Below are 11,470 nucleotides of genomic sequence, written 5' to 3'. Positions count from 1 at the left end.
CCGCGCTACGCCGTGGCCTTCCGGGCGCGCGGGGGCTTGGCCGGCTCCTCCGGCACGTCCAGCGGGTTGCCGGTGACCAGCCGGGCGTACGACAGGATCAGCTCGACCGCCTCGGCGGCGTGCAGGGTCGGGTGCCGGGCCACGATCCGGTAGCCGTAGGCGTCCTCGAGCGCCACCAGGTTGCGGGCGATGGCCTCCGACGGCACGGCGAGGGTGAACACGCCGTGGGCCGCGCCGAGTTCGAGGATCGTCTGGAACATGGAGACCTGTCGGTCGTAGAGCGTGGTCAGCAGGGCGGCGTAGACCCGGTTGCGGCCGGCCGCCCCGCCGAGTTCACAGAGCAGGCGCACGTCGGCGTCCTCGGCGTCGGTGGGCAGCCCGGAGCGGATCGTCACCACCAGCTTCCGTACCGGGTCGGAAATGCCGGCGATCCGCTTCACCCGCAGCTCATAGAAGCGTTCCATGCCGGCGTGGTGCGCCTCGAGCAGCAGGTCCCGCAGGTCGGGATAGTGGTAGAGGACCGCGCCGGAGGTGAGGCCCGCCTGTTCGGCCACCTGGTTGAGCAGCACCGTGTCGGTCCCATGCTGGATCATGGCCCGGCGCGCGGCCTCGATGAGGTCCTGGCGGCGCTGGGCGCGGGACTTGCGGGTCTTCATGGGCACCGATCCGAGGTACGACGTCAACACTCTCCCGAACACCATAGTGCCTGCGTATTGACGGCCGAGCGAGGACCTTGTTGAATTTCGATTCAACAGTCACCCCCGGGAGAGTCGATGTCTCAGCTGACGGTTCTGTTCATGCCCGAGAGCGCCTACGGCCCCACCAACAACTGCATCGGCATCGGCGACGTGCTGCGCCGACGCGGGCACCGGGTGGTGTTCGCGGCCGAGGCGTCGTGGCGGGGCAAGCTGACCGCGCTCGGCTTCGAGGAGGACCTGGTCGACCTCGCCCCGCCGCCGGAGAACGCCGAGGAACAGGACGCCGGCCAGTTCTGGAAGGACTTCATCCGCGACACCGCGCCCGAGTTCCGCAAGCCGACGATCGAGCAGCTCGAGACCTGGGTCAAGCCGGTGTGGGTCGAGCTCATCAACGGCGCGAAGTACTGCCAGCCCCGGCTGCTGGACATCATCGACCGGGTACGGCCGGACGTCATCGTCGAGGACAACGTGGTCGCCTTCCCCGCGCTCAACACCGCCGGGGTGCCCTTCGTACGGATCGTCTCCTGCAATCCGCTGGAGATGAAGGGCCAGGACATCGCCCCGGTCTTCTCCGGATACCCCGCCGCGGACCGGTCGGGCTGGGCGGCGTTCCGGGCCGAGTACGACCGGGTCCACCGTCCCGTGTGGGAGGAGTTCGACGCCTGGGTACGTGAGCAGGGCGCACCGGGCCTGCCCGACCTCGAGTTCATCCACGACGGCGACCTCAACCTCTACGTCTACCCGGGCATCGCCGACTACACCGACACCCGGCCGCTCGGCCCGACCTGGCAACGGCTCGAGTCGTCGGTCCGCGAGACCGACGAGGAGTTCAGCATGCCGGCCGAGCTCGCCGACCGGGACGGCGCGCTGATCTACTTCAGCCTCGGTTCGCTCGGCTCCGCCGACGTCGAGCTGATGCGCCGGGTCATCGACTCGCTGGCCAAGACGCCGCACCGCTACATCGTGTCCAAGGGCCCGCTGCACGCCGAGATCGACCTCGCCGAGAACATGTGGGGTGCGGAGTTCGTGCCGCAGACGAAGATCATCCCGGTGGCCGACCTGGTCATCACCCACGGCGGCAACAACACCACCACCGAGGCGTTCCACTTCGGCAAGCCGATGATCGTGTTGCCGCTGTTCTGGGACCAGTACGACAACGCGCAGCGGGTCGACGAACTCGGCTTCGGGGTACGCCTCGACCCGTACCGGTTCACCGACGAGCAGCTGCACGAGGCCATCGAGCGCCTGCTCGGCGACGAGGACCTGCGCGGCCGGCTCGCGGCGCACGGCGCGGCGATCCGGGCCGCCGACGGCCTGCGCCAGGCCGCCGACGCGATCGAGCGGTTGGGTAGCACCGGGGCCCGTCGTTGACGAACTGGTACGCACCGGCCCGCACCGCCACCGCGGCACGGGCGTGGGCCCGGCAGGCGATCACCGACGCGGCGCCGGCGAGCTTCTGGACCGACCGGCCGGACCGGCCGGTGCCGCGGGCGCGGCTGACCGGCCCGGGCACCGCCGACCTGGTGGTGGTCGGCGGCGGGTTCACCGGCCTGTGGACCGCCATCCTGGCCAAACAGGACAACCCCGCCGCCGACGTGGTGCTGGTGGAGGCCGAACGGATCGCCTTCGGCGCCTCCGGGCGCAACGGCGGGTTCGTCGCGGACTCGCTCACGCACGGCCTGTCCCACGGCCGGTCGCGGTGGCCCACCGAGATGGACTCGCTGGTCCGCCTCGGCCGGGACAACCTCGCCGCGATCGCCGAGACCGTGCAGGAGTTCGGCATCGACGCCGGGCTGCGACTGTGCGGCAAGACGACCGTCGCGGTCGCCCCCCACCAGGTGGCCGAGCTCGCCGCGCTGGCCGACCTGCACCGGGCGTACGGGGACGACGTGACGCTGCTCGACGCCGGCCAGGTACGCGCCGACGTGGCCTCACCCACCTACCTCGCGGGCGTACGGCTGCGCGGCGCCGGCGGCCTGGTCGACCCGGCCCGACTGGCCTGGGGGTTGGCGCGGGTCGCCGAGTCGCTCGGGGTGACGATCCACGAGGACACCCGGGTCACCGGCTTCGACCGCTCCCGCGCCGGCGTCGTGGTCCGGACCAGCGGCGGACCGGTCAGCTGTCGCCAGGTGGTCATCGGGACCAACGCCTATCCCCCGCCGCTGCGGCGACTGCGGCACTGGATCCTGCCGGTCTACGACTACGTCCTCGTCACCGAACCGCTCAGCGACGCGCAGCGGACGCAGCTGGGGTGGCCCGAGGCGCAGGGCCTCACCGACGCCGGTAACCAGTTCCACTACTACCGCCTCACCGACGACAACCGGATCCTGTTCGGTGGCTACGACGCCATCTACTGGTTCGGCAACCGGGTGGACCCGGCCCTCGACCAGCGCGACGCCACCCACCTGCTGCTCGCCGAGCACTTCGCGCAGACCTTCCCCCAGCTCGACGGGATCCGGTTCACCCACCGCTGGGGCGGGGTGATCGACTCCACCACCCGGTTCACCCCGATCTTCGGCACCACCCGCGACCGGCGGATCGCCTACGCCGTCGGCTACACCGGACTCGGCGTGGCCGCATCCCGCTTCGGCGCGCAGGTGGCGCTGGACCTGCTGGCTGGCCGGGACACCGACCGGACCCGGCTGCAGATGGTACGGCGCCGGCCGGTGCCGTTCCCGCCCGAACCACTGCGGTACCCGGTGGTGGAGCTGACCCGCCGCGCACTCGCCGCGGCAGACGCGCACGACGGGCGCCGGGGGCCGTGGCTACGGCTCCTGGACCGCTTCGGTGTCGGTTTCAACAGCTGAGGAGCGACCGTGGCCATCCTGACCAACCCCGCGACCGGCGCCGTCATCGGCGAGATCGCGGACACCGATCCCGCAGACGTCGCGAAGCGGGTGGCCACCGCCCGGACCGCGTTCGACCATTGGCGGGACGCCACCCCGGCGGACCGCGCGCGGGTCCTGCTGCGCCTGGCCGACCTCGTCGAACGGGACGCGGACGAACTTGCCCGCCTGGAGGTGGAGGAGACCGGGAAACCGGCGTCGGTCATGCGCGACGGCGAGTTGCCGTTCGGCGTGGACAACCTGCGATTCTTCGCCGGTGCGGCACGCTCGCTGGACGGGACGGGCGCCGGCACCCTGTCCGCCGGCTACACGTCCCTGCTGGTACGCCGGCCCGTCGGCGTCGTCGGCTCGATCGCGCCGTGGAACTTCCCGCTCATCATGGCGATCTGGAAGATCGCTCCGGCCGTCGCGGCCGGCAACGCGGTGGTCATCAAGCCCGCACCGCAGACCCCCCGCACCACCCTCGCCTTGGCGCGACTGATCGAGGAGGCGGGCGCGCCGGCCGGCCTGGTGCAGGTCGTCACCGGAGCCGCCGAGGTGGGAACCGCCCTGGTCGCGGATCCGGGCGTGGACATGGTCAGCGTCACCGGATCGACCCGGACCGGCCGGGAGGTGATGCGCGGCGCGGTGGCCGGGCTCAAACGGGTACACCTCGAACTCGGCGGGAAGGCCCCGGCGGTCGTCTTCGACGACGCGGACCTGTCCGAGATGGCGGCCGGCGTGGCCATGGGCGCGACGTACAACACGGGCCAGGACTGCACCGCCGCCACCCGGGTCTACGTCCAGCGGTCCGCCTACCGGGACGCGGTCGACGCGCTCGAGGCGGCGCTGGCCACGGTACGCACCGGCGACCCCTGGTCGGCCGAGACCGACATCGGTCCGCTCATCTCCGCCGACCACCGCGGCCGGGTGGCGGACTTCGTGACCCGCGCCGCGGCCGACGGCGCCACCGTCGCGCTCGGCGGTGCCCCTGCGGACGGGCCCGGGTTCTTCTTCCCACCCACCCTCGTCGTCGACGCCGACCAGCGCAGCGAGATCGTGCAGGGCGAGGTGTTCGGGCCGGTCGTCGTGGTGCTTCCCTTCGACGACGAGGACGATGCGGTACGGCTGGCCAACGACAGCCAGTACGGCCTCGCCTCGTCGGTGTGGACCCGCGACGTCGCGCGGGCCCTGCGGGTCAGTCACCGCCTCGACGTCGGCGTCACCTGGATCAACGACCACCTGCCGATCGCCTCCGAGGCACCACACGGCGGCGTCAAGGGCTCCGGCTTCGGCAAGGACATGAGCCAGGAGGCGGTCGCCGAGTACTCGGTCACCCGACACCTGATGATCAAGCACGCGGCGCCCGCCGCCCGCGACTCCTTCCGGCCAGCCTGACCGCCAAGCGTCCACGGCAACGCCGGCGCGGGGAGGAGACTGCCACGTCTCGTCCTGCGAAGAAACGAGGTGCCCGGAGTCGGGTGGGTTGAGTATCGTGTGGGCCATGTCGAGCCCAGAGGCATCCAGGGTGGGGGCTTTCGGTCACCCGTCAGCCCCCTGAACCACTGAAGCCATAGCCCTGCCCCCGCCGCGCTGGTCGGGGGATGTCAGGAGTTCCTTGGGCCGCTGACCGCGGTGACGAGACGTCTCACCCGATTTCTCGACACCTCGGAGTCACTCGATGCCGTTCCCTCTCTATCTGCTTGCCGTGGCCATCTTCGCCATGGGCACCTCAGAGTTCATGCTCGCCGGCCTGCTGCCGAGCATCGCCGCAAACCTCGACGTTCCCGTCGGAACGGCAGGTCTGCTCACCTCAACCTTCGCGATCGGCATGATCGTCGGCGCGCCGTTGATGGCCGCGCTCGCCCGCCAGTGGCCGCAACGCTCGGCGCTGCTCGGATTCATCTGGCTGTTCCTGACGGCACACGTCCTCGGTGCCGTCACCAACAGCTTCGCCGTTCTGTTGGTGACTCGGGTCGTCGCAGCGCTCGCCAACGCGGGATTCCTGGCGGTCGCACTCACGGCGGCCGCAGGGCTGGTCCCACCGGACCGGAAGGGCCGCGCCCTGGCGGTACTGCTGTCCGGCACCACCGTCGCCACCATCGCCGGAGTCCCCGCCGGCGCCCTGTTGGGCACCTTGCTCGACTGGCGCGCCACCTTCTGGGCAGTGGCCCTGCTGTGCCTGCCCGCGACCCTCGGTGTGCTGCGGGGAATCCCCGCACAAGCGGGACGGCCGGACCGGCCGACCGGACCGGTCCTTCGAGGTGAACTCGCTCAGCTGGGACGTCCGCGACTGGCCCTCGTCATGCTGCTCGGCGCGCTGGTGAATGCGGCAACATTCGGGACCTTCACCTTCCTCGCCCCCATCGTCACCGATGCCGCCGGACTGGGATCCCTCTGGGTCTCCGCCGTGCTGGTGCTGTTCGGGCTCGGATCCTTCGTCGGCGTGACCGCCGCCGGACGGTTGTCGGACCATCGGCCCGGTCTCGTCGTTGCCGTCGGAGGCCCCCTTCTGCTGCTCGGCTGGGTCGCCCTGGCCGTCTCCGCCACCTACCCAGCTGCCCTGCTCGTCCTTGCCTTCGTCCAGGGGGCGCTCTCGTTCGCGCTCGGGAGCACGCTCATCGCCCGCGTGCTGTACGAGGCCGCCGGAGCCCCGAGCATGGCCGGCTCGTACGCCACCGCAGCACTCAACGTCGGTGCCGCGGCAGGACCACTCATCGCCGCGGCCACGCTGAACACCGGTTTCGCCGAACGTGGTCCGCTCTGGGCGAGCAGCGTCCTGGTCACGGTGGCACTTCTCCTCGCTCTGCCCTTCCGGCGGGTGATCGCGAGTGGCCGACCGACGAGCCAGCCCGGTGACGGCGCAACATCGCTCTCCACTCCTCCCGACCGGCAAGCGAGCTGTGACCATCAGTAGGTCGGGCGACGGACTAGGGTCGTCGAATGCGGTTCACCGCCGCCGGCTTACCGGTGACGGCGGTCGGCGGCCGGCACGCGGCCGTGCACGACGGCCAGCCCGGCTGCGCCAACCTTGGTTACCTGGTGGGTGACGGCCTCTACCACCCGGGCGACGCGCTGCACGTGCCGGACGAGCCGGTGCAGACCCTGCTGATCCCGGGGCAGGCATCCTGGATGCGAGTCGGCGAGGCGATCGAGTTCGCCCAGGCGATCCGGCCACGCCACGCGTACACCATTCACGACGCCCAGATCAACGAGCGCGGCCTGGCCAGTGTCACCGGCTGGCTCACCGAGACCGTTCCCGGCTATCGCCACCTCACCGCGGGCGAGACCGCCTGACCTGCCGACGCGGCGACGGCCGGCCGTCATCACCGCCGTTGGACAGAGTGGACGCCAGGTAGGGGAAGGTTTCCGGGTGTTCCCGGATGTTGACCAACTCGGCACCAAACGACCATCGAGTGGCTTGTTTCCCAAACCAGTCAGGGAGCAATTCGATGACACGGTCCTCCACCCGCCGCGTCCGCTGGGGCGCGTTCCTCGCCGTTGGCGTCCTGTCCGTCATGGCCGGTGCCACCGGCGTGGCCCGGCCGGCCACGGCCGCCGGCCGCACGCCGGCCATCGCCTGGGCTCCGTGCGCACCGGACGCCACCGCCGAATGCGGCACTCTGTCGGTACCGGTCGACTGGGCCGACCCGGCGGGGCCGAGGTTCGATCTCGCCGTGGCACGTCGCGCGGCCACCGACCCGCAGGCCCGGATCGGCACGCTGGTGTTCGGTCCGGGCGGACCGGGGGACTCCGGCGTGTCGCGGGTGGTGACCGGCATCGGCCGGTTCAGCGAGGAACTGCGTCGCCGGTTCGACATCGTCAGCTTCGACCCGCGCGGAGTGGGCCGCAGCAACCCAGTGATCTGTTCGCCGGAGCTGCTCGCCGGCCGACCGTCGCCCGCGCTGGCCAGCCAGGCCGAGTTCGACCTACTGCTCGCCTACAACCGGCGGCTGCGGGACGACTACCGGGCCCGGACCGGGCCGGTCTTCGACCACGCCGACACGCGCAGCACGGTGCGGGATCTGGACGCGATCCGGGCCGCCCTGGGCGAGGACCGGCTGACGTTCCACGGCAGCTCCTACGGCACGCTGCTGGGCGAGCAGTACGCGGAGGTGTTCCCGCACCGGGTGCGGGCGCTGGTGCTGGAGAGCGCCGTTGACCACAGCCTCGGTACTCGGGGCTTCGTGACCACCCAGGCGGCCGCGGTGCAGGACTCGTTCGACGAGTTCGTGGCCTGGTGCGACCGCGTCGCCGCATGTGCACTGCACGGCCGGGACGTGCGGGCGGTCTGGGCCGATCTGATGGCACGTGCCGAGCGCGGCGAGCTGCGCAGCGCCGCCGACCCGGCCGTCCCGGTGACCCCGTTCGATCTCGTGGTGACCGCGCACGGCGGGTTCGTCGGCCCGGCCTGGGCGGACCTGGCAAGCCGGATCGCCGTCATGAGCGCCGGCGGTCCGGCGGCGGTCGCCGGGTTCCCGCCGCTGGCCACCGCGGCCTTCTGCGCCGACTGGAGTCTCCCGGTGCGCGACTATCGGCAGTACGCCGACCTGTTGCGCCGGGCCGCCCGGGTCGCGCCCGACATGCGGTATCCGGCGGCACTGTGGGCGGTGGCCGCGTGCCTGGGCTGGCCGCAGCCGGTCGCCAATCCCCAGCACCGGCTGACGGCACGCGGCACCCCGCCGCTCCTGATGATCAACAGCCGGCACGACCCGGCCAGTGGCTACAACTGGGCGCTGCACGTGCAGCGGCAGCTCGGTGACCGTGGCGTGCTGGTGACGTACGAGGGCTGGGGCCACGGTGCCTACACCCGCAGCGCCTGCACCACCGGCGTGGTCGACGACTACCTGATCTCGGTGCGTCCGCCGGCCCCCGGCACGACCTGCCCGGCGGTCGCGCCCTGATCGGCGGCGGTGCGGATCGCCAACCGGCGGCGCACCAACGGGCGGAGCCGCCACGACGGCGTTCGGGATCGCTCGTGGTCCGACGGGCACGGTGGCGTGTTGGGCTATGGTGTCGCGATGCGGGTCCATGACGGGCGACAGGTGGTCGAGCAGCGCAGGCTGCCGATCCTGGTCGTGGCCGCCGTGCTCGCCGCGTTGGTGTCTGCCACCGACCGCGTCGTCGGAATGTGCATCGTCTTCCGGCTGGCGAAGCGGTCGGTCCCGGGATGCGTGCCGGTGTGGTCGGCCGATCGGGCGCCGCCGCGCGTGCTCGGCATCGCCTGATCTCCCCGACACCCTGCCGGTCCGGGACCGGCACCTTTCCTGGAAGGCACCATGTCCGCGCCCCTCGCTGCCTGTCTGACGGCTGATCGCCCGATCCGCCGCGCCTGTCCGCCGGTGCTCCGGCGGCGTCAGGTGACCAGCTCCGTCACCCGGCGCCTCGCCGTGAGCCCGGACCGGCTCGACGGTCGCCATGCGCCTGCGGGCGACGTCACCACTCTCGAGGGGTGGTGACATGTTGACCCCGGGCGCATACGCCCGTCGCGGGCTGCGGCACATGCTCGCCATCGACCTGGGCACGGCGACCGTACGCCTCTGGTCGCCCACCCTCGGGCAGGTGATCGAGGAGCCCACGGTGGTGGCCTGGGGACCGCCCGGTTCGCGACGAGCCGTGGGGCGTGCCGCCCTGGACCGGGCCACCCATGACGACGCTCCCCTCGTATGGCCGGTGCGTGCCGGCGTCATGGACAACTACCCGGCCTGCGTGCATCTGCTGCGCGTCCTGGTCACCGCCAACGACCTGGTCTGCCGTCCCCACACGCCGGTGCTGGTGGGGGTGCCGGCCACGGCGACGCTGCGGCAGCAGAACCTGGTCCGGGCAGCGGTCCGCCGGGCGACCGGTGGCCGGGTCACCGTGGTGGAGGAACCCCTGGCGGCGGCGCTCGCCTGCCGGGTCGACCTCGCCAGGACCGACGACGTGGTCGTCGTCGACATCGGCCACGGCCGTACCGAAGTCGTCCGTGTCGCCTGCGGCACGGTGACCGCCGCCGAGCGCGTCGACGTCGCCAACGCGGTCGATCAGGTGCCCGCCATCGCCGCGGTGGTCCGCCGGTTCACCCCACGGGCGCACCGGGTTGGTCCCCGACGGCTGCTGATCACCGGCGGCGGGGCGATCCCCGGCGTGGCCGCCCGCCTCGCCGCCCTCACCAACCGGTCCGTCACCATGCCGGCGAACGTTCGGCTGGCCACCATCCAGGGGCTCACGATGCTCCTGACCACCGGGCAGGACCCAACGGGCAGCACACCCGGCCCGCCCGGGCAGTGACGGCGCAGCTGTGCCCGGACCGGATGCGACGGGGCCAGGGAGGGAGGTGAACCTCAGCGCGCGGCGACTCGTTTCCCGGCCGCCAGGGTGACGACACCGCGCCTGGAGCCGGCGGTCAGGATCCGGGGCGCAGCGCCGCGAGCTGGATCTGCAGCGCCAGCCGGGTTCGTGGCGACTCGAGGTCGAGGTGGACGACCTCGGCGAGGCGGCGCAGGCGGTGCCGCAGCGTGTTGGGGTGTACGTGCAGCTGCTGGGCGGCCTTCCTCGGGTCACCCTGTTGTTCGAGCCAGGCGGCGACCGTGGCGACGTAGTCGGTGCCGTGCTTGCGGTCGTGGGCCACCAGGTCGGGCAGCGGCCCGCCGACCAGCAGGTCCTCCTGCGGCACGGTGCTGACCACGCGGTGTACGACGACCTCGGCCCAGACGTCCTCGAACCGCAGCACGGATCCTCGCTGCCGGGTCGCGCCGTGCAGGGCGAGCAGCTCCGCCGCCTCGGCGCGTGATCGCGGCAGGTCGGCCAGCTCCGTGGCGACGCCGCCGGACGCCGCGCGCAGCCCTGGGTCGTGCACGGCGATGTCGCGGATCAGCCGTTCCAGCCACCGCCAGGAGCCGGGCAGCGCGCCCTGGTCGACCACGACCGCGAACAGGACGTCTCCCACGTCCGCGAGCAGTGGCTGGCGCCACCCGTGCCGGCGGCTGATCGACTCCCACAGGGCCAGGTTGTGCACCATCTCCCCGGTCCCGCCGTGCGCCCCGAGCGCGACCGCCCGCCACGGCCCCGCGGGAAGGCCCACTTCCTCCCGCCCCGTCCGGGCCGGGGCCCGCAGTGCGGCCCTGAGCCGGTCGGCCGACACCCGGCGGGCGACGTCGGCCTGCACCCGGAGGCGGAGCAGGTGCAACGCCAGCACGGACGCCGCGCCCTGGAGATCGCGGAGGCGCTCGTCCGGCAGCGGCCCCTCCACGACGGCCCAGATCGAGCCCAGCAGCTCACCTCCGGCGCGGATCGGGATCACGAGCCGGGGCAGCGTCCCGTCCGGGCCCTGCGGCACGAAGACCAGCTGGCTGCCCGTGGCGAGCTTGCGGAAGACGCCCCGGGACCGGAAGTGCGCGATCACATCGCCGGGGACGCGTCGTCCGACGATGGTCGACACGCGCGCCGGGTCGGTGCGGTCCTGCCGCGACGAGTAGGCGAGCACCCGGTACTGGGCATCCTCGATCGTCACGGGCGCGTCGACGATGGCGGCGGTCGCGTCGGCGAGGGCGAACAGTTCGTCGTACACCCCGGTTTCGCCGGTCTCCGGCGAGCCCGGCGCGGCGGCCCTGTCGATCACCCCGCGGAGCAGCCAGACCAGCTGGGCCCACGATCCGTGGCTCTGCAGCTCGACCAGGGTCACCTTGCGCTCGGCGGCGGACGACGTGACGTCGGGGTGTGCGGCCAGCGGAGGCTTGAGGACGAGGCCGGCCGCCGCGGCGTCCGCGCAGCGGTCGATGACGGCGAGCGCCTGGTCCGGGGTGGCGACGCCCGCGCCGAGGACGAGGTCCCCGCTCTGGCCGGTCGGTGTTTCGTCGAGCTCGGCGAGGGTCACGTCGCGCACCTCCGCCTCGCCGGCGGGGATGACGACCTTGAGCAACGCGGCGCCGACCGCGTCCACGATGCCAGCCACGGTGATCATCACCC

Annotated in this window: 10 protein-coding genes; 8 read left to right on the top strand and 2 right to left on the bottom strand. The window is 72.4% G+C overall.

The features are described 5' to 3' along the window. Nucleotides 1-5: 5 nt before the first annotated feature. Nucleotides 6-656, bottom strand: coding sequence for a TetR family transcriptional regulator (locus tag ACGF4F_RS04145; protein ID WP_357436495.1), 651 nt, complete (start codon nucleotides 654-656; stop codon nucleotides 6-8). Nucleotides 657-773: 117 nt separating this feature from the next. Between ACGF4F_RS04145 and ACGF4F_RS04140 the strand changes: the two genes are divergently transcribed. The 8 genes from ACGF4F_RS04140 (at nucleotide 774) to ACGF4F_RS04105 (ending at nucleotide 9,793) form a co-directional block, all read left to right on the top strand. Beyond that, nucleotides 774-2,069, top strand: a complete 1,296-nt coding sequence (locus ACGF4F_RS04140; protein WP_393074647.1) for a glycosyltransferase — start codon at nucleotides 774-776, stop codon at nucleotides 2,067-2,069. Next, on the top strand, nucleotides 2,066-3,505 hold the full coding sequence (locus ACGF4F_RS04135) for an NAD(P)/FAD-dependent oxidoreductase (protein ID WP_393074644.1): 1,440 nt from the start codon (nucleotides 2,066-2,068) through the stop codon (nucleotides 3,503-3,505). Before ACGF4F_RS04140 ends, ACGF4F_RS04135 begins: the two co-directional genes overlap by 4 nt. Before the next feature lie 9 nt (nucleotides 3,506-3,514). Next, nucleotides 3,515-4,921, top strand: coding sequence for an aminobutyraldehyde dehydrogenase (locus ACGF4F_RS04130; protein WP_357436316.1), 1,407 nt, complete (start codon nucleotides 3,515-3,517; stop codon nucleotides 4,919-4,921). Nucleotides 4,922-5,204: 283 nt separating this feature from the next. Continuing rightward, nucleotides 5,205-6,440, top strand: coding sequence for a Cmx/CmrA family chloramphenicol efflux MFS transporter (locus ACGF4F_RS04125; RefSeq protein ID WP_357436314.1), 1,236 nt, complete (start codon nucleotides 5,205-5,207; stop codon nucleotides 6,438-6,440). A 26-nt stretch (nucleotides 6,441-6,466) separates the two neighbouring features. Further along, the gene (locus ACGF4F_RS04120) at nucleotides 6,467-6,820 is read left to right on the top strand and encodes a hypothetical protein (protein WP_357436312.1); all 354 of its coding nucleotides are present in this window, start codon (nucleotides 6,467-6,469) and stop codon (nucleotides 6,818-6,820) included. Nucleotides 6,821-6,975: 155 nt separating this feature from the next. Next, the gene (locus ACGF4F_RS04115; protein WP_393074639.1) at nucleotides 6,976-8,427 is read left to right on the top strand and encodes an alpha/beta hydrolase; all 1,452 of its coding nucleotides are present in this window, start codon (nucleotides 6,976-6,978) and stop codon (nucleotides 8,425-8,427) included. A 9-nt stretch (nucleotides 8,428-8,436) separates the two neighbouring features. Further along, nucleotides 8,437-8,751 (top strand): hypothetical protein, encoded by a 315-nt coding sequence (locus tag ACGF4F_RS04110; RefSeq protein ID WP_357436311.1) that lies wholly within the window; start codon nucleotides 8,437-8,439, stop codon nucleotides 8,749-8,751. 232 nt (nucleotides 8,752-8,983) lie between these two features. Then, nucleotides 8,984-9,793 (top strand): rod shape-determining protein, encoded by an 810-nt coding sequence (locus ACGF4F_RS04105; RefSeq protein WP_357436310.1) that lies wholly within the window; start codon nucleotides 8,984-8,986, stop codon nucleotides 9,791-9,793. A 115-nt stretch (nucleotides 9,794-9,908) separates the two neighbouring features. Here ACGF4F_RS04105 and ACGF4F_RS04100 read toward each other — a convergent pair whose 3' ends face one another. Further along, nucleotides 9,909-11,465: a helix-turn-helix domain-containing protein gene (locus ACGF4F_RS04100; RefSeq protein WP_357436308.1), complete on the bottom strand. Its 1,557-nt coding sequence runs from the start codon at nucleotides 11,463-11,465 to the stop codon at nucleotides 9,909-9,911. Nucleotides 11,466-11,470 lie beyond the last annotated feature (5 nt).

The organism is Micromonospora sp. NPDC047740, from assembly GCF_043204735.1.
Lineage (GTDB): Bacteria > Actinomycetota > Actinomycetes > Mycobacteriales > Micromonosporaceae > Micromonospora.
This window is presented reverse-complemented; position numbering and strand designations above follow the sequence as displayed.

Coding starts and splice junctions, on each gene's coding strand:
- ACGF4F_RS04100 (WP_357436308.1), bottom strand. CDS start 11,465: ATGATCACCGTGGCTGGCATCGTGGACGCGGTCGGCGCCGCGTTGCTC.
- ACGF4F_RS04140 (WP_393074647.1), top strand. CDS start 774: ATGTCTCAGCTGACGGTTCTGTTCATGCCCGAGAGCGCCTACGGCCCC.
- ACGF4F_RS04115 (WP_393074639.1), top strand. CDS start 6,976: ATGACACGGTCCTCCACCCGCCGCGTCCGCTGGGGCGCGTTCCTCGCC.
- ACGF4F_RS04125 (WP_357436314.1), top strand. CDS start 5,205: ATGCCGTTCCCTCTCTATCTGCTTGCCGTGGCCATCTTCGCCATGGGC.
- ACGF4F_RS04105 (WP_357436310.1), top strand. CDS start 8,984: ATGTTGACCCCGGGCGCATACGCCCGTCGCGGGCTGCGGCACATGCTC.
- ACGF4F_RS04145 (WP_357436495.1), bottom strand. CDS start 656: ATGAAGACCCGCAAGTCCCGCGCCCAGCGCCGCCAGGACCTCATCGAG.
- ACGF4F_RS04120 (WP_357436312.1), top strand. CDS start 6,467: ATGCGGTTCACCGCCGCCGGCTTACCGGTGACGGCGGTCGGCGGCCGG.